The sequence below is a fragment of the Catenuloplanes niger genome (assembly GCF_031458255.1).
Lineage (GTDB): Bacteria > Actinomycetota > Actinomycetes > Mycobacteriales > Micromonosporaceae > Catenuloplanes > Catenuloplanes niger.
Window position 1 is genome coordinate 3,460,485 of the sequence record NZ_JAVDYC010000001.1, and the last position, 17,627, is coordinate 3,478,111.

Annotated in this window: 13 protein-coding genes; 6 read left to right on the forward strand and 7 right to left on the reverse strand. The window is 71.8% G+C overall.

The window, feature by feature from the left end:
- Positions 1 to 24 precede the first annotated feature (24 nt).
- From J2S44_RS15040 to J2S44_RS15050, 3 genes are all read left to right on the forward strand, one after another.
- The gene (locus J2S44_RS15040; RefSeq protein ID WP_310429673.1) at positions 25 to 1,017 is read left to right on the forward strand and encodes an ABC transporter ATP-binding protein; all 993 of its coding nucleotides are present in this window, start codon (positions 25 to 27) and stop codon (positions 1,015 to 1,017) included.
- Between the two features lie 41 nt (positions 1,018 to 1,058).
- Positions 1,059 to 1,967 (forward strand): GNAT family N-acetyltransferase, encoded by a 909-nt coding sequence (locus J2S44_RS15045; RefSeq protein ID WP_310413693.1) that lies wholly within the window; start codon positions 1,059 to 1,061, stop codon positions 1,965 to 1,967.
- Between the two features lie 429 nt (positions 1,968 to 2,396).
- A complete protein-coding gene (locus tag J2S44_RS15050; RefSeq protein WP_310413696.1) occupies positions 2,397 to 3,377 on the forward strand; it encodes a type IV toxin-antitoxin system AbiEi family antitoxin in 981 nt (326 codons plus the stop codon).
- Here the strand turns inward: J2S44_RS15050 and purH are convergent.
- From purH to icmB, 6 genes are all read right to left on the reverse strand, one after another.
- Complete coding sequence (gene purH, locus J2S44_RS15055; RefSeq protein WP_374727845.1) at positions 3,374 to 5,056, reverse strand: bifunctional phosphoribosylaminoimidazolecarboxamide formyltransferase/IMP cyclohydrolase; 1,683 nt, start codon at positions 5,054 to 5,056, stop codon at positions 3,374 to 3,376. The two genes, J2S44_RS15050 and purH, sit on opposite strands and share 4 nt — an antisense overlap.
- Positions 5,053 to 5,664, reverse strand: coding sequence for a phosphoribosylglycinamide formyltransferase (purN, locus tag J2S44_RS15060; RefSeq protein ID WP_310413699.1), 612 nt, complete (start codon positions 5,662 to 5,664; stop codon positions 5,053 to 5,055). Before purN ends, purH begins: the two co-directional genes overlap by 4 nt.
- Positions 5,665 to 5,744: 80 nt before the next feature.
- Positions 5,745 to 7,139, reverse strand: coding sequence for a cell division protein PerM (locus J2S44_RS15065; protein WP_310413702.1), 1,395 nt, complete (start codon positions 7,137 to 7,139; stop codon positions 5,745 to 5,747).
- Between the two features lie 127 nt (positions 7,140 to 7,266).
- On the reverse strand, positions 7,267 to 8,148 hold the full coding sequence (gene sucD, locus J2S44_RS15070; RefSeq protein ID WP_310413704.1) for a succinate--CoA ligase subunit alpha: 882 nt from the start codon (positions 8,146 to 8,148) through the stop codon (positions 7,267 to 7,269).
- Positions 8,149 to 8,153: 5 nt separating this feature from the next.
- The gene (gene sucC, locus J2S44_RS15075; protein WP_310413707.1) at positions 8,154 to 9,332 is read right to left on the reverse strand and encodes an ADP-forming succinate--CoA ligase subunit beta; all 1,179 of its coding nucleotides are present in this window, start codon (positions 9,330 to 9,332) and stop codon (positions 8,154 to 8,156) included.
- Between the two features lie 451 nt (positions 9,333 to 9,783).
- Positions 9,784 to 10,197, reverse strand: coding sequence for a coenzyme B12-dependent isobutyryl CoA mutase small subunit (icmB, locus tag J2S44_RS15080; protein WP_310413710.1), 414 nt, complete (start codon positions 10,195 to 10,197; stop codon positions 9,784 to 9,786).
- 400 nt (positions 10,198 to 10,597) lie between these two features.
- On the opposite strand from icmB, the gene J2S44_RS15085 reads away from it, so the two are divergent.
- Both J2S44_RS15085 and J2S44_RS15090 read left to right on the forward strand, forming a co-directional pair.
- On the forward strand, positions 10,598 to 11,338 hold the full coding sequence (locus J2S44_RS15085; RefSeq protein ID WP_310413713.1) for a M23 family metallopeptidase: 741 nt from the start codon (positions 10,598 to 10,600) through the stop codon (positions 11,336 to 11,338).
- A 271-nt stretch (positions 11,339 to 11,609) separates the two neighbouring features.
- Positions 11,610 to 13,184 (forward strand): M23 family metallopeptidase, encoded by a 1,575-nt coding sequence (locus tag J2S44_RS15090; RefSeq protein ID WP_310413716.1) that lies wholly within the window; start codon positions 11,610 to 11,612, stop codon positions 13,182 to 13,184.
- Between the two features lies 1 nt (position 13,185).
- Here the strand turns inward: J2S44_RS15090 and pcrA are convergent, their stop codons facing one another.
- On the reverse strand, positions 13,186 to 15,567 hold the full coding sequence (pcrA, locus tag J2S44_RS15095; RefSeq protein ID WP_310413718.1) for a DNA helicase PcrA: 2,382 nt from the start codon (positions 15,565 to 15,567) through the stop codon (positions 13,186 to 13,188).
- Positions 15,568 to 15,670: 103 nt separating this feature from the next.
- Here pcrA and J2S44_RS15100 point away from each other — a divergent pair, with 103 nt between their 5' ends.
- Positions 15,671 to 17,509 (forward strand): bifunctional metallophosphatase/5'-nucleotidase, encoded by a 1,839-nt coding sequence (locus J2S44_RS15100; protein ID WP_310413721.1) that lies wholly within the window; start codon positions 15,671 to 15,673, stop codon positions 17,507 to 17,509.
- The last annotated feature ends 118 nt before the right edge of the window (positions 17,510 to 17,627 follow it).

Sequence of the window (17,627 nt, forward strand, 5' to 3'; positions counted from 1 at the left end):
CAGCACCACCCCCGGCACGGTGAGGTGCTGCTCGACGTGCAGGGGCTGGTCAAGCACTTCCCGATCAGCCAGGGCGTGGTTTTCAAGCGCAAGGTCGGTGCGGTCCAGGCGGTCGACGGCGTCAGCTTCCAGCTGCGCCGCGGCGAGACGCTCGGCGTGGTCGGCGAGTCCGGCTGCGGCAAGTCCACGCTGGCCAAGCTGCTCATGCGGCTGGAGACGCCGACCGCCGGCAAGGCGCTGCTGGAGGGGCGGGACATCTACTCGCTCGGCGGCAACGAGCTGCGCAAGCTCCGCCGCAACGTGCAGATGGTCATGCAGGACCCGTACACGTCGTTGAACCCGCGCATGACGGTCGGCGACATCATCGGTGAGCCGTTCGAGATCCACCCGGACGCGGCACCGCGCGGTGACCGCCGCCGGCGCGTCCAGGAGCTGCTCGAGGTCGTCGGCCTCAACCCGGAGCACGTCAACCGCTACCCGCACCAGTTCTCCGGCGGACAGCGTCAGCGCATCGGCATCGCCCGCGCGCTCGCGCTCCGCCCGCAGATCATCGTCTGCGACGAGCCGGTGTCCGCGCTGGACGTGTCCATCCAGGCGCAGGTGATCAACCTGCTGGAGCAGCTGCAGGACGAGTTCGGGCTGTCGTACATCTTCATCGCGCACGACCTGTCCGTGGTCCGGCACATCGCGGACCGGGTCGCGGTCATGTACCTCGGCAAGATCGTCGAGTTGGGCACGGAGTCGGAGATCTACGAGCGGCCGACCCACCCGTACACCCAGGCGCTGCTCTCCGCGGTCCCGGTGCCCGACCCCCGGGCCCGCAACCACCGCGAGATCATCCGTCTGGACGGCGACGTGCCCTCCCCGGCCAACCCGCCGTCCGGCTGCCACTTCCGGACCCGCTGCTGGAAGGCGCAGGAGATCTGCGCCGCCCAGGAGCCGCCGCTCACCATCCGGCCGGCCGACCCGCACCCGTCGGCCTGCCACTTCCCGGAGCTCCGGCACCCGGTGGCGTAATTCGGTTGCCTGTTCCGCGCCGGGCGGGTGGTCTGTCCACCATGACCATCCGCCCGGCCCACCCGGACGACGCACCCGCGCTGGTCGCGCTGCGCCGCACCGTCTTCCCCTACCTGGTCCGCGGCGAGGCCGCCACCCGGCGCACGCTGATCTCGCCGCCGCCCGGCTCGTCCATGGCCTCGTTCGTCGCGGTCTCCCCCGCCGGTGAGGTCGTCGGCTTCGCCGCCGCGTTCCGCAACACCGGCACCACCTCGCGGTACGCGGGCCAGATCTCGCTGCTGCACGTCCACCCCGCCGTTCGAGGCCGGGGGTACGGGTCCGCGCTGCTGGCCGCGTCGATCTCCCACCTGCGCTCGCTGGGACTGCGCCACCTGCGGGGGTACGTGCTGCCGTCGTCGCTGCCGTTCGCGACCGCGCGCGGCTTCACGGCCAGCCGCGAGGTGCGCTACTCCGGACTCGACCTGGCGGCGGCGCTGCCACCGGCACCGGCACCGCCACCCGGATACACGCTCGCGCCGGTGTCGTCGATCACCGACCGCGCGCTCTTCGCGGTCGAGGCGGCCGCGGTGGCGGACGAACCCTCCGACGTGGCGCCGGACGCGCTCACGTTCGAGAACTGGCGCTACGACGTGTGGGAGGACCCGGGACTGGACAAGGACGCGAGCTTCGTGGTGCTGTCCCCGGACGGTGACGTGGCATCGCTGTCGCTGCTCCAGCGCGACGGCGACCGCTGCTGGTCCGACATGACCGCCACGCTCGCGGCGCACCGCGGCCGGGGCCTGGCCCGCCTGGCGAAGACGGCCGCCCTCACCCACGCCGCCGCCACCGGCGTCACCAATGCCTACACCTCGAACGACGCCGCCAACGCCCCGATGCTCGCGATCAACACCCACCTCGGCTACCAGCCCACCGCCTCCACCTGGTCCACCCTCACCACCCTCCCCACCTGACCCCACCCCGCCGGGCCCCACCCGGCCCCGCCCGGTCCCCCACCCCGCCCCCGCCCCGCCGCGCCGCGCGCCACCAGGCCGGGCGCCGGCGGCCCCGCCCCGCCAAGGCCTCGCGGACACGCCTGCGCCGTGGCCGCGAGGGACGCAGTGCCCGAAATTTCACGCTATAGCCAACGCACTCAAGCTGAGCGATCAATCAGGTGAGCAAAAAATAGGTCATCTTCGTTAGTCGATCTACCTTTCGCTCACCTGATTGATCGCTCAGCAGAGGAGGCCGGGAGCGGAGGACCGGCAACGAACGCTGGACCCGCACCGCGGCGGGAAAGGCCGGACGGAAGCGAGGCGGGCGAAAGCGGGGCGGCAGGGCGGCAGGGCAGCGGGGCGGAAGCGGGGCAGCGGGAATCGCCTCGGAGGGTCAAGCTGAACGGCATGGCTCGGTCCGCGGTGCCCCGGGAGCTTCGCGCGTCGCCGTTCCGTCGCCGGGACGCCGTGGCCACCGGGCTGGTCACCCCCGCCCGGCTGCTCGGCCCGCACTGGCAGCGTCTGTACCACGGCGTCTACATCGAAGCCGGCGCCTTCGCGCAGGACGATCACCGCATGTGGTGCGAGGCCGCGCTCCTGGCCGCGCCGCCGGGCTCGGCCGTCGGTGGTCTCAGCGCCGCGCGCCTGTGGAGTGTCGATCTGCTCGCGTCCGGCGACCCGGTGACGGTGATCGTTCCGCGGTCCCATCACCTGCGCGCGCAGTCACGGCTCCGGCTGATCCACGCGGATCTGCCGGCGTCGGACGTCGAGCGGCTCGCCGGGCTGCTGGTCACCACGCCCGTGCGGACCGCGTTCGACCTGGGGCGCGGTGCCGACCGGACAGCGGCGGTGATCGCGGTCGACGCCATGCTGCAGCGGCGGCTGGTGACGCCCGGGGAGATCGCGGCGCTGGCGGACCGGCGTCCGGGCTGGCCGGGGCTGGCGCGTCTGCGTGCGGTGCTGCGGGTCGCGGACGGTGGGGCGGCGTCGCCGATGGAGACGCGGCTGCGGCTGCTCGTCGTTGACGGCGGGCTGCCCCGGCCGGTGACGCAGTACGTGGTCCGGGACCGGGACGGCCGGCTGATCGGACGGGTGGATCTCGCATATCCGCAGCTCGGGATCGTGCTGGAGTACGAGGGAGATCATCACCGGGACCCGGCGACGTTCCGGAAGGACATCGCGAGGTTCAACCGGCTGCGGGCCGCCGGATGGGTCGCGTTGCGGTTCACGGCGGATGACGTGTTCAGGCGGCCGCAGCGGATCGTCGAGGAGGTGCGAAGGGCCGTGGCCGAAGCCACGGCCCTTCGCGAAACACGACCTAGTCGGTCCCCACGAAGCACGACCCCCGCGAAGCACGACCTGGTGGAACCCCCGCGCAGCACGGCCTAGTGGAAGAAGTGCCGGGCCCCGGTGAAGTACATCGTGATGCCGGCCTTCTGCGCGGCCGCGATGACCTCGTCGTCGCGGACCGAGCCGCCGGGCTGGACCACCGCGCGGACGCCCGCCTCGGTGAGAACCTCCAGGCCGTCCGCGAACGGGAAGAACGCGTCCGAGGCCGCGACCGCGCCGCGGGCCCGGTCGGCACCGGCGCGGGAGACCGCGAGCCGGGCCGAGTCGACCCGGTTGACCTGGCCCATGCCGACGCCGACGGTGGCGCCGTCCGCGGCGAGCAGGATCGCGTTGCTCTTCACGGCGCGGACCGCGCGCCAGGCGAAGGCCAGCTCGTCGAGCAGCTCCGCGGACGCGGACTCGCCCGCGACCAGGCGCCACGCGGACGGTGCGTCACCGGGCGCGTCGATGCCGTCCCGGGTCTGCGCCAGGAGACCGCCGCTGACCTGCCGGAACTCGACGGAGGCCGGGGCCCACGCGGGTGCGACCAGGATGCGCAGGTTCTTCTTGGCCTGCAGCACCTCGACCGCGCCGTCCTCGTACCCGGGCGCGACCAGGACCTCGGTGAAGATCTCGGTGACCTGCCGGGCCATCTCGACCGTGACCGGGCGGTTGACCGCGATGACGCCGCCGAACGCGGAGACCGGGTCGCATGCGTGCGCCTTGCGGTGCGCCTCCGCGACGTCACCGGCGAACGAGACCGCGATGCCGCACGGGTTCGCGTGCTTGATGATCGCGACGGCCGCGTCGGCCATGTCGTTCGCGGCGCGCCAGGCCGCGTCCGCGTCGACGTAGTTGTTGTAGGACATCTCCTTGCCGTGCAGCTGTTCGGCCTGCGCGAGGCCGGCCGGCGCGGCCGGGTCGGCGTAGAGCGCCGCCTTCTGGTGCGGGTTCTCGCCGTAGCGGAGCACGGCGGACCGGCGCAGCGCGAGACCGGCGAACTCCGGCCACCATGCCTCGGACGGGTTCAGCTCCTGCGCGACCCACTCGGCGACGGCCGTGTCGTACTCCGCGATGTCCGCGAACGCGCGGGCCGCGAGTGCCCGGCGCTGCTGCAGCGTGAAGCCGCCTTCGGCAAGGGCCGATTCCACCAGCGGGTACGCCCGGGGGTCGGTCACCACGGCCAGCGACGCGTGGTTCTTCGCGGCCGCGCGGACCATGGCCGGTCCGCCGATGTCGATCTGCTCGATGGTCTCCTCGACCCCGGCCCCGGAGGCGACCGTCTCCTGGAACGGGTAGAGGTTGGAGACGAGCAGGTCGAACCCGGCGATGCCCAGGTCGGCGAGCTGCGTGCGGTGCGACTCCAGCCGGGTGTCCGCGAGCAGGCCCGCGTGCACCTTCGGGTGCAGCGTCTTGACCCGTCCGTCCAGGCACTCGGGGAAACCGGTGAGCTCCTCCACCCGGGTCACCGGCACACCGGTCGCGGCGATGGTCGAGGCGGTCGACCCGGTGGAGACGATCTCGACACCGGCCGCGTGCAGCGCCGCGGCGAGCTCGACCAGGCCGGTCTTGTCGTAGACGCTGACCAGCGCGCGGCGCAGCGGCCGGCGGAAGTGCTCGTCCGCGGCGGCCAGCGTGTCGCCCGCGGCGACCGCCTCGCCCGAGGTGGCGGCGCCGACCGCGCCGGTGGCGGACACCGCGGCCGTCACGACCGAGGCCTCACCTGGGGTGAGTGTCATGGAATGGTGACCTTTCTTCCCGTGATGGTCCAGCCTTCGCGGACCAGGCGCCCGACCTGCTCGACGAGCTGGCGGCGTTCGGCTTCCTTGATGCGCTCGGTGAGGTCGGCCTCGGTGTCGCCGTCGAGCACCGGCACGACGGTCTGCGCCACGATCGGCCCGGTGTCGACGCCCGCGTCCACGAAGAACAGCGTGGCGCCGGTGACCTTCACGCCGTACTCCAGCGCGTCGCGCGGGCCGTGGATGCCGGGGAACGACGGCAGCAGCGCGTTGTGCGTGTTGAGGTAGCGGTCGCCGAACGCGGTGAGGAACTCCGCGCCGACCAGCTTGAGGAACCCGGCAGAGATGATCAGGTCGGGCTTGTGCTCGGCGACGTGCGCGGTGAGCGCCGCGTCCCACTCGCCGCGGGTGGCGAAGTCCTTCACCCGGTCGACGAACGTGGGCACACCGGCCTGGGCCGCGATGTCGAGCCCGGCGATGCCGTCCCGGTCGGCGCCGACGGCCACCACGGTCGCGCCGTAGCCGGGGTCGGCGGACGCGTCGAGCAGCGCCTTGAGGTTGCTGCCCGAGCCGGAGATCAACACCACCAGTCGTGCGGGGGTATTCACCCGAGCACCCTACCGAGGCGGCCGGAGCGGCCCAAACGTCGGGTGTCCCGGGTGTGACACACGATGGACCGGCTCCGCGTTCAGCTCGCCGGCGGCGTACCCGTGCGGGGTCTTCCGGTCCTTGCTCCCGCGGCGAACATGCGCGAGGCGATCGCGCCGGCCAGCGCGCCCACGGTCACCACGCCGGTGCCGATCAGGCCGACCTGCCACGCGGACGTGCCGAGCTCGGAGAGGCGCCCGCCGCCGAGCGGACCGCCGGAGACGAACGCGGCCACGAACAGCACCACGCCCGCGACCGGCCCGGACGTGGCCGCGGCCGCGGTGAGCCGGCGCCAGGGCACCACGCGTGGCGGCCGGGACGGGTCACGACCGGCCCGCCGCAGCCGCCGGTGCAGCAGCCAGCCGGCCAGCATCGCGGCGATCAGCGGCACCGCGGGCAGCGCGGCGCCGAGGCCACCGAGCGGCCCGGACGGAAGACCCGCCACCAACGGTACGGTCGGCAGCGCCCCCACGCTGACCTGCGTTATCTGCACCGTGGTGTGGGTACCGAGGGAGAAGCCGGGCCCGAGCAGGTAGCCGACCGCCCAGATCGCGGCGTTCGGCGCGTAGGCGAGGCTGACCAGCGTGATGCCCGCCTGCCCGGCCACCCCGGTCCGGTAGGCGCCGATCATGTCGCTGGCGTCGCCGCCGTTGAGCGCGATCGCGAGCCCGGTGCTCCCCGCGCCGGTGGCCAGGATCAACAGGCCACCCACCACGCCGGTACGGACGGCGTCGCGCAGGTATCTCGGCAGGCGCGACGCCAGCTCGCCGAGCGCGCCCGTGGTCCGCAGCGCACCGGTCAGCGAGGCCAGCCCGCCGACCGCGAAGAGCGTGCCGAACGCGCGCAACGCGTTGACCTCCGGCCCACCGCCGGCACCGACCAGCAGCGCCGCGAGCAGCCCCAGCCCACCCCAGGCGAGACCGATCGCGCCGGCGACGGAGAACGCCTGCCGCATCGTGCCGTCGTCCCGCGCGCCGATGGCCCGGGTGACGTGCACGCCGGCCCGGGCCAGCCGCCAGGCGATCAGCACGGCCAGGCCGAGCGGCGCCAGGCCGACCGGGCCGAGCGACGTGCCCAGCGGTACGCCGTGTCCGAGCAGCCAGGCACCGAGCCCGACGATCACGGAGCCGCCGATCGAACCGGCGCCCTCGACGAGCTGCGCCAGCCACATGACGATCGCGACCGGCAGGTAGGAGACCAGGAACGCCCAGCCGGCGGCGACCACGGCGGCCACGGCGAGCGGCGCACGGCCGGCTCTCGCCCGGGCGCGGGCCCGTTGCAGCGGCAACCGCACGGTGTCCCGGGTGCGCAGATCGCGGCCGTCGGACGCGTCGATGGGGACCGTGTCGCGGGCAGCGAGATAGGCGGCCTCGGCGTCGGTCAGCGTCTCGTCCGGCTGGGCGCCTGCGGCCGGACGGTCCGGGGTGCTCGGCATCGGTGCCTACTTTTCCACGTCAGCCCTGTTCTGGCTAAGGAAAACCCCCGCCGAGTGTCCTCACTCGACGGGGGCTGTGACGCACCACTCAGTGCTCGGGGCGAAACCGCGATCACGAAAGCGGCATTCAGCTCATGATCTCCCGCATCAGGCGAGCGGTCTCGGACGGCGTCTTGCCGACCTTGACGCCGGCCGCCTCGAGCGCGACCTTCTTCGCGTCCGCGGTGCCGGCCGAACCGGAGATGATCGCACCGGCGTGGCCCATGGTCTTCCCGGGCGGGGCGGTGAAGCCCGCGATGTAGCCGACGACCGGCTTCGTCACGTGCGCCTTGATGAAGTCGGCGGCCCGCTCCTCCGCGTCGCCACCGATCTCACCGATCATGACGATCGCGTCGGTGTCCGGGTCCTCCTGGAACGCCTTGAGCGCGTCGATGTGCGTGGTGCCGATGACCGGGTCACCGCCGATGCCGACCGCGGTGGAGAAGCCGATGTCCCGCAGCTCGTACATCAGCTGGTAGGTCAGCGTGCCGCTCTTGGAGACCAGGCCGATCCGGCCGGCGCCGGTGATGTCGCCGGGGATGATGCCGGCGTTCGACTGGCCGGGCGACGCGATGCCGGGGCAGTTCGGGCCGATGATCCGGGTCTTCTGACCCTTCGCCACGTTGTGCGCCCAGAACGCGGCGCTGTCGTGCACCGGGATGCCCTCGGTGATCACGATGGCCAGGCCGATCTCGGCGTCGATCGCCTCGATCACCGCGGCCTTGGAGAACGCCGGCGGCACGAAGATGACGGTGACGTCCGCACCGGTCTTCTCCATGGCCTCCTTGACGGTGCCGAAGACCGGAAGCTGGGTGCCGTCGAAGTCGAGCGTCTGCCCGGCCTTCTTCGGGTTGGTGCCACCGACCACGTTCGTGCCCGCGGCGAGCATGCGCTTGGTGTGCTTGGTGCCCTCGGACCCGGTGATGCCCTGGACGATGACCTTGGAGTCCTTGGTGAGCCAGATAGCCATTGTCGTCAGACCCCCGCAGCCGCGAGCTCGGCGGCACGCGCGGCCGCACCGTCCATGGTGTCGACCCGCTCGACGAGCGGGTTCGCGGCCGAGTCCAGGATCGCGCGGCCGGCCTCCGCGTTGTTGCCGTCCAGTCGGACGACGAGCGGCTTGGTGACCTGCTCGCCCCGGTCGGCCAGCAGCTGCAGCGCCTGCAGGATGCCGTTCGCGACCGCGTCGCAGGCGGTGATGCCGCCGAAGACGTTGACGAAGACGGACTTCACGGCCGGGTCGGAGAGGACGATCTCCAGGCCGTTCGCCATCACGGTGGCGCTCGCGCCGCCGCCGATGTCGAGGAAGTTCGCCGGCTTCACGCCACCGTGGTTCTCACCGGCGTAGGCGACCACGTCGAGCGTGGACATGACCAGGCCCGCGCCGTTGCCGATGATGCCGACGGAACCGTCGAGCTTCACGTAGTTGAGGTTCTTCTCCTTGGCCGCCTGCTCCAGCGGGTCGACCGAGGCCGCGTCGACGAAGCCCTCCTGGTCCGCGTGCCGGAAGTGCGAGTTCTCGTCCAGCGTGACCTTGGCGTCCAGGCAGAGGACCTTGCCCTCCGGCGTCTTGGCCAGCGGGTTCACCTCGACCAGCGTGGCGTCCTCCTTGATGAAGGCCACCCACAGCTTCTGCGCGATGTCGACGATCTGCTCGGACACGTCGGCCGGGAACTTGGCGGCCGCGACGATCTCGCGCGCCTTCGCCTCGTCCACGCCCTGGATCGCGTCGATCTGGATCTTCGCGACCTTGTCCGGGTCGGTCTCGGCGACCGTCTCGATCTCCATGCCGCCCGCGACGCTGGCGATGCACAGGAACGTGCGGTTCGCCCGGTCGAGCAGGTAGGAGAGGTAGTACTCCTCGGCGATGTCAGCGGTGACGGTCAACATGACCTTGTGCACCGTGTGACCCTTGATGTCCATCCCGAGGATGTCCGTCGCGCGGGCGGTCGCCTCTTCGACGCCCTCGGCCAGCTTGACGCCGCCGGCCTTACCGCGGCCACCGACCTTCACCTGCGCCTTGACAACGACCCGGCCGCCGAGACGCTCGGCGATCGCGCGGGCCTCCTCGGGGGTCGTGGCGACGCCACCGCTCAGCACGGGCAGGCCGTGCCGCTCGAATAGCTCGCGCCCCTGGTACTCATACAGGTCCACTTGCGCGTCCCGATTCACTCCGCGGCACCCCGGCGCCGCTGCCAGCGTGGATGTGCACCGCTCATCCGGTGATGAGAAGGTGCCTTTCCCGTCACCCTAGCGACCTGGGCACTCCGCACTGCCAGGCGGGTACATGGTGTGCGGTACTGCACATTCCGCCCGTCGCACAGTTGTCGGTGCAGGCGGTGGCGTTGGGACACGAGTTACGCCAAAAATCGCGTAGCCGGTTCCGTAACCCCTGTTCAGAGGGCGTCGTTGAGTCAGATGTCAGCGCACCGCACAGCGGCGGCGGGACGAGAAAGCGGCCGATGCCCTGTCGGTCGAGGGGTGGCGGCGGGGCATCGCGCATAGAGGGGCCGGACGTGTGAGGGGTGCGTCCGGCCCTTCCCTATTTCCGCATTTCCCGTCGAAATCGGGCGGCGGCCGCCACCGAATGGGGCAGCCACCGGGCCTATTTACTGTCCGCCGGGATTCCCGCCACATTCGCGCGCACCCAGTCGACGATCGACTGCATGGTGGCACCGGGGCCGAAGATTTTCGCCACCCCGATCCGCTCCAGTTCCGGGATGTCCGCGCCCGGAATGATGCCGCCGCCGAACACCACGATGTCGTCGACGCCGCGCTCGGCCAGCAGCTCGACCACCCGCCGGAACAGCGTCATGTGCGCACCGGAGAGCACGGACAGCCCGACCGCGTCCGCGTCCTCCTGGATCGCGGTCTCCACGATCTGCTCCGGCGTCTGGTGCAGACCGGTGTAGACGACCTCCATACCGGCGTCCCGGAGCGCCCGTGCGACCACCTTCGCGCCGCGATCGTGCCCGTCCAGGCCCGGCTTCGCGACCACAACCCGAATTCGCGGTTCCATAGCTGCCGCACCTCTATTCAGTGATGAGAGATGTCCACAGAGCTACCTTAACGATCGTGCAGCCCCTAGGGGATGGACCGATGCGCAATCGGGTCGTCACTCGATGAAGTAGCCGCCGTCACATCACGTTAGGTATGGGCGAAAATTACGCAGCGCCACTAACGACGGGGGGTACAAATGGTTACGAATTCCGGCATTCTGCGCCATGACGTCGCACACCCAGTCAGCAAATCGGCTGCAGAACTTGTGACCGGCCCACCGCTTGGCTACCGTGTCCAACGGCTGTCAACCGGGATACCCCGGACCGGCGGTCTAAACCAGCCAGTGTTCACCCACGGTCAGCGCCCGGCAGTCCGGAGCGCGAAAGCACCGGCGAGTGGACAGATATCGGAGGGTGTACGTGCGTCAGCGGCTTTCATCCGAGCCAGACCGCTATCGCGGTCGACGTCGCGTACCTACTGTTCCCGGAAGCCGCTACGCGGCGGTGGTGACCACCGCACTGGTGGGCGCGGGAGTGGTGGCCCTGGGCGCGGGCGCCGCGCTGGACGACGCCAAGGGCGTCGACACCACCGCGCTGAAGAACTCGCTGGACAGCGCGACCACCGCGGAGGAACTCGCCGAGCGCGAAGCGAGCGCCGAGCGCTCCACGCGTGACAGCGACCGCGAGGAGTCCGCGGACGCGGGCCTCGCCACCTCGCTGGCCGACTCCCCCGATGCCTGGCTCCTTCCGCTGCACGGATACGACTTCACCGCGCCGTACGGCATCCGGTGGAACGAGGTCCACCAGGGCATCGACCTGGCCGCCCAGGAGGGCACGCCGTACAAGGCCGTTCACGGTGGCACCGTGAAGCTGGCCGGGTGGTACGGCGGGTACGGCTACGCAGTCATTGTCGACCACGGCGACGGCGTCGAGACCATATATGGACACTCTTCGCAGCTCATGGTCGAGGCGGGTCAGCAGGTCAAGGCCGGCGACACGCTCGGCCTGGTCGGCGACACGGGCCACTCCTACGGCGCGCACCTCCACCTGGAGATCCACGTCGACGGCGAGCCCCGCGACCCCGTGCCGCTGCTGCGCGAGAAGGGCGTCGACATCCAGCTCGAGGTCGAGCAGGTCTACGGCGCCGTGACGGCGCCCTGACGCTCCGCTCTTCGTTACCGCCCTTCCCGTACGGGGAGGGCGGTTTTTCGTCTACCCCAGGTTTTCGCTGTTCATCATGTCACTGGCCGAAGTGTGTGCTGGCACACGACGGGCGCCGGCCAATTTCGGGACGCCCGGGCCGCCGACCGGACAAATCCACCTCGATCGGGACTGATACGGATCGATCCTGTCGGGTATCACCTAGCGGGTCATAGCGTGATCGTTCAGCATTCTTCGTCATTGCTGCTGTTCAGCCGACGGAGGTGCGCCCGTGTACGACGACCCGGACACCGGCACGATCACGGCCCCGGACGACCGGGCGACCCCCGGCGCCGTGGCCGGCCCCGAGGCCCCGGCCCTGCCGGTGCTCCCTGCCGCGCCAGAGTTCCCGGCGGTGCGGGCGTTCCCGGCGGTGCCGGCGTTCCCGGCCCGGCCGGAGACCGCGGCCGAGCCGGAGTTGCGGGCCCGCCCGCAGACCGCCGCCCGACCGGCGATCCTGGCCCCGACGGATGCCGCCGTCCAGCCGGAGTTCCCGGCCCTCCCGCAGACCGCCGACCAGCCGGAGATCCTGGCCCTGCCGCCCGCCGGGCCTGGGGCCGCCGCCGGGACGGAGCTCCCGGCCATGTCGCGGACGGCCACCCGTCCGGAGTTCCCGGCCCTTCCGCAGACCACCGCCCGGCCGCAGGCCGCCCAGCCGGAGGCCCGGCCGCAGGCCGCCCAGCCAGAGACCCAGCCGCAGGCTGACCAGACGCAGGCCGGCCTGCGCGAGGCACCGGTCATCCCCGGGCCGCGACTGCCGGCCGCCCCTCGGCTCATCCCCGCGCCGCGGCGCAGCCCCGAAGTCCGGACGGTTCCCGGGGGCCGGCGGGCCGCCGACGAGCCGCGACTGCCGGCCGCCCCTCGGCTCATCCCCGCGCCGCGGCGCAGCCCCGAGGCCCGGACGGTTCCCGAGGGCCGGCGGGCCGCCGACGATCAGCTCGTTCCCGGCGATGCCGGGCGGCCGAAGGACCGTGCCGGGCGGCATCGGCGGCTGCCCGGCCGGCACCGTCACCGCCCGCGGCTCGCCGAACTGAAGGGCGGCGCGCACCGGCGACCGGATCAGAAGGCCGCTCAGCTTCGCCAGGCGGCCGCGGCGACGCTCGCGGTCACCGGGATGGCCGTCACCGGTGCCGCGACGCTCCACGGCGCCGTCACCGGCCCCGACGACGTCACGCGGGCCGCACCGGCCGCGGTCGTGGACGCGCTGGAGGAGCGTGCCGCCGCCGCGTCCGCCGCCAACCGCTCCGCCGAGCGGGTCCCGGCGAGCGCGTCGGCCGCGCCGGCCGCCACGTCCCCGGTCACCCCGGCCGCCACGTCTCCAGCGCCGGCCGCAAGTCCCACGCCGGACAAGCCGAGCCCCGGCCGGTCACCGTCGCCGTCGCCGAGCCGGACGAGCAAGCCTGCGGCCAAGGCCTGGGTGGATCCGATGCCGGAGGGCCGCACCACGTCCTGCTTCGGCCGCCGCTGGGGCAAGCTGCACGCCGGCATCGACCTGGCCGCGGCCAGCGGCACCCGGGTCCGCACGGCCGGCGCCGGCACCGTGGTCACGGCCGGCGCGAACTACGGCGGCTACGGCCTGTCCGTGCTCGTCGACCACGGCAACGGTTTCTACACGCACTATGCGCACCTGTCCCGGGTCGCGGTCTCGCCCGGTGACCGGGTCACGCCCGGCCAGACCATCGGCGCGGAGGGCTCCACCGGCAACTCCACCGGGCCGCACCTGCACTTCGAGGTGCACGACGGCATGTGGAACCAGGTCGACCCGGCCGCCTGGATGGCGGACCGCGGCGTCGACCTGGGCTGCTGACCTACATCTTCTCGATCGGCGCGTGGCGCAGCACCAGCCACACCTTCTGGTCACCGAAGTCGATCTGCGCGCGTGCCCCGGCACCCTGGCCCTCGACCACCAGGACCCGGCCCAGCCCGTACCGCTGGTGGTTGACCCGGTCGCCGGGCGACACGGACGGCGCCTGGGTGCGCAGGTCACTGGCGGTGGCGAGCTTGCTGGCGTCGATGCCGAGCCCCTGCGCGATCTTCTGCGCCTTGCTCGTACCCCCGACGAAACTGGAATTGCGCGAAGCGCCGCGGCCGCCGACCCCACCGGCCGAGCCGGACCACGTCGTGTACGACCCCTCGGTGCGCTCCCACCGGACCAGCTCGGACGGCAGCTCGTCGGTGAACCGCGACGCCGGGTTGTACTGCGGGGCGCCCCAGGCGGACCGGGTGACCGCGCGCGACAGGTAGAGCCGCTGCCGTGCCCGGGTGATCCCGACGTACGCCAGGCGCCGCTCCTCCTCCAGCTCCTTGGTGTCGGACATGGCCCGCATGTGCGGGAACACGCCCTCCTCCATGCCGGTGAGGAACACGACCGGGAACTCCAGGCCCTTCGCCGTGTGCAGCGTCATCAGCGTGACCACGCCCTGGTGGTCGGCGTCCGGCTCGTCCGGGATCTGGTCCGCGTCCGCGACCAGCGCCACCTGCTCCAGGAACCCGGCGACGGACGACTCCGGCCCGTCCGCGGCCTCGGTGCGCTCCGTGTACTCCCGGGCGACGCTGACCAGCTCCTGCAGGTTCTCCACCCGGCCCGCGTCCTGCGGGTCGATGCTCTCCTCCAGACCGGTCAGGTAGCCGGAGCGGGTGATCAGCGCCTCCAGCACCTCCTCCGGCGGGGCGGTCCGGGCCAGCTCGCGCACGTCGTCGAGCATCGCCACGAACTCGTTGATGCCGTTGACCGCGCGGGTCGAGATGCCCGGCGCCTCCGCGGCCCGGCGCAACGCGGCGCCGAACGAGATGCGCTCCCGGTTCGCCAGCGCCTCGACGCACGCCTCGGCGCGCTCACCGATGCCGCGCTTCGGCGTGTTCAGGATGCGGCGGATGCTGACGGTGTCGTCGTCGTTGACCACGGCACGCAGGTAGGCCAGCGCGTCCCGGACCTCCTTGCGCTCGTAGAAGCGCACCCCGCCGACCACCTTGTACGGCAGGCCGACGCGGATGAACACCTCCTCGAACACCCGGGACTGCGCGTTCGTCCGGTAGAAGACGGCCACGTCACCCGGCTTGGCCAGCCCGTTGTCGCCGAGCCGGTCGATCTCCCGGGCCACCCAGTCCGCCTCGGCGTGCTCGGTGTCCGCCACGTACCCGACGATCCGCTCGCCCTCGCCCTGGTCGCTCCAGAGCCGCTTCGGCTTGCGGGACGTGTTGCGGTCGATCACCGCGTTCGCCGCGTTCAGGATGGTCTGGGTGGAGCGGTAGTTCTGCTCCAGCAGGATCGTGCGCGCGTCCGGGTAGTCGCGCTCGAACTCCAGGATGTTCCGGATCGTCGCGCCGCGGAACGCGTAGATCGACTGGTCCGCGTCGCCGACCACGCACAGCTCGGCCGGCGGCAGGCCGGCCTCGGGCACACCGTTGCCGACCAGCTCACGGATCAACGTGTACTGCGCGTGGTTGGTGTCCTGGTACTCGTCGACCAGCACGTGCCGGAACCGGCGCCGGTACGACTCCGCGACCAGCGGATGCGACTGGAACAGGTGCACGGTCGCCATGATCAGGTCATCGAAGTCCAGCGCGTGCGCCTCCCGCAGACGGCGCTGGTAGAGCTGGTACGCCTCGGCGACGGCCCGCTCGTTCGGCCCGGACGCCTTCGCCGCGAACTCCTCCGGGTCGGTCAGCTCGTTCTTCAGGTTCGACACCTGGGTGGCCAGACCGCGCGGCGGGTAGCGCTTCGGGTCGAGGTCCAGCTCGCGCGCGACCAGCGTCATCAGCCGGCGCGAATCGTCCGCGTCGTAGATCGAGAACGTCGACTTCAGCCCGGCATGCTCGTGCTCCGCGCGCAGGATGCGCACGCACGCAGAGTGGAACGTGGAGACCCACATCATCCGGGCGCGGTTGCCGACCAGCGCGGCGACCCGCTCCTTCATCTCACCGGCGGCCTTGTTCGTGAACGTGATCGCCATGATCTCGCCGGGATGCACGTCGCGCGCGGCCAGCAGATAGGCGATGCGGTTCGTCAGCACCCGGGTCTTGCCCGACCCGGCACCGGCCACGATCAGCAGCGGCCCACCGGCGTGCGTCACCGCGTCACGCTGGGGACCGTTGAGCCCGGCGAGCAGCGCCTCCGTGTCGCGGCGAGGCGACGCGGGGCGGGTCGGCGGCGTGGGCTGGACCGGGGGGACATCAAACAGCGATTGCATCGCGGGCAAGTCTAGGCCCCCCGTACGACAGGCAACCTCGCCGATGCCAAGACGACACCCGAGCACTCTGGCGGGGGACCCACGGATGGATAAGCATGCGTGCATGGATCGATCTCGCAAGCGCCTCTGGCCGGTGCTGCGGGCGCTGGCAACGCCGGCCGCCGCGCTGGCCATAGCCATAGCTCTCGTGCCCGGCAGCGTCTCCGCCCCGCCGTCAGCCGACACCCTCACCCCGGTCAACGTGTCGTTCCAGCACGGCGACCGGACCGTCAAGGGCAACTTCCTCAGCTACAACGACTTCCACGGCGCCATCGACCCGCCGACCGGCAGCGGCGGCCTGGTCACCGGCGTGCCGGCCGGCGGCGTCGAATACCTCGCCACCTGGCTTAAGAAGCTGCGCGCCGAGGCCCGGGCGGAGGGTCGCGGCCGCAGCATCACGGTCGGCGCGGGCGACCTGATCGGCGCGTCACCGCTGGTCAGTGCCGCGTTCCACGACGAGCCGACGATCGAGCTGATGGACCAGGTCGGGCTGGAGATCAGCTCGGTCGGCAACCACGAGTTCGACGAGGGCGTCAGCGAGCTGATCCGCCTCAACCGCGGCGGCTGCCACCCGGTCGACGGCTGCCAGGACGGCGACGGGTTCGCCGGCGCACGCTTCACCTACCTCGCCGCGAACACCGTCTACAAGCGGTCCGGCCTGCCGATCCTGCCGCCGGTCGAGGTGCGGCTGGTCGACGGCGTCCCGGTCGGCTTCGTCGGCATGACGCTGGAGGCCACGCCCAGCATCGTCAACCCGGCCGGCATCGCGGACGTGACGTTCCTCGACGAGATCGAGACCGCGAACAAGTGGGGTGGCCTGCTCCGCGCGTTCGGCGTCAAGTCCCTGGTCCTGCTGCTGCACGAGGGCGGCCAGCAGAACTCGCCGCCGGCCACGCCCGGCCTGTCCGACTGCGCGAACTTCTCCGGCCCGGTCGTCGGCATCGTCAACGGCCTGCGCCCCGAGTTCGGCCTGGTCGTCTCCGGCCACACGCACCGCTACTACACCTGCGCGCTGCCGAACCCGCACGGCACGCAGACCGTCGTGACCAGCGCCGGCAGCAACGGCACGCTGATCACCGACATCGACTACGCGCTGGACAAGCGCACCGGGGCGTTCGCCGAGATCACCGCACGCAACGTCATCGTGGAGAACGGCGTACGCAACCCGGACGGCACCTGGCAGACCGACCCGGCCGGCGCGCCGGTCCGCAACCCGGCGCTCCGTGACCCGGCCGCGAAGCAGATCGCGGACAAGTACCGCACCGCGGTCGCGCCGATCGCGAACCGGATCGTCGGCTCGATCACCGCGACCATCAGCCGGGACCCGGGCGCCAACCAGGAGAGCCCGCTCGGCGACGTGATCGCGGACGCGCAGCTGGCGTACACGCGGGACGACGGCGCGCAGATCGCGCTGATGAACCCGGGCGGCATCCGCGCGTCCCTGCCGTACGACGCGCAGTCCGGCGGTGAGGCACCCGGGCAGATCACCTACGGCGAGACGTTCACGGTGCAGCCGTTCAACAACCTGGTGGTCACCCAGACGTTCACCGGCGCGCAGCTCAAGGACGTGCTCGAGCAGCAGTTCGCCGGCTTCGCCGGGCAGACCACCCAGCGCGTGCTGCAGGTCTCGGCCGGCTTCACGTACAGCTTCGACAGCACCGCCGCGGCCGGCAGCCGGGTCAGCAACCTCGCGCTCAACGGCACCCCGATCGACCCGGCCGCGACGTACCGGGTGACGACCAACGACTTCCTGGCCAACGGCGGCGACGGCTTCACCAACCTGACACTCGGCGCCGACCGCACCACCGCACCCGGCTTCGACATCGACGCACTGGTCGCCTACCTGGAGGCGAACAGCCCGGTCGCACCGGGCCCGGCCGACCGCATCACCCGCATCGCCTGACGGAAATCGTCCGCCGACCGCCGGATGTGTCCGATAAGTGGGCAAACGCTTGCGCGGACACATCCGGCCTGGGCATACTCGACGACGTGTTCCCGCAGGCGCGATTTTATGGCTACGG

What these genes read in the sequence shown, in the direction of transcription:
- purH (WP_374727845.1), bottom strand. Translation starts at nt 5,056, where the DNA reads ATGACACTCACCCCAGGTGAGGCCTCGGTCGTGACGGCCGCGGTGTCC.
- J2S44_RS15100 (WP_310413721.1), top strand. Translation starts at nt 15,671, where the DNA reads ATGGATCGATCTCGCAAGCGCCTCTGGCCGGTGCTGCGGGCGCTGGCA.
- sucD (WP_310413704.1), bottom strand. Translation starts at nt 8,148, where the DNA reads ATGGCTATCTGGCTCACCAAGGACTCCAAGGTCATCGTCCAGGGCATC.
- icmB (WP_310413710.1), bottom strand. Translation starts at nt 10,197, where the DNA reads ATGGAACCGCGAATTCGGGTTGTGGTCGCGAAGCCGGGCCTGGACGGG.
- J2S44_RS15050 (WP_310413696.1), top strand. Translation starts at nt 2,397, where the DNA reads ATGGCTCGGTCCGCGGTGCCCCGGGAGCTTCGCGCGTCGCCGTTCCGT.
- J2S44_RS15045 (WP_310413693.1), top strand. Translation starts at nt 1,059, where the DNA reads ATGACCATCCGCCCGGCCCACCCGGACGACGCACCCGCGCTGGTCGCG.
- J2S44_RS15065 (WP_310413702.1), bottom strand. Translation starts at nt 7,139, where the DNA reads ATGCCGAGCACCCCGGACCGTCCGGCCGCAGGCGCCCAGCCGGACGAG.
- pcrA (WP_310413718.1), bottom strand. Translation starts at nt 15,567, where the DNA reads ATGCAATCGCTGTTTGATGTCCCCCCGGTCCAGCCCACGCCGCCGACC.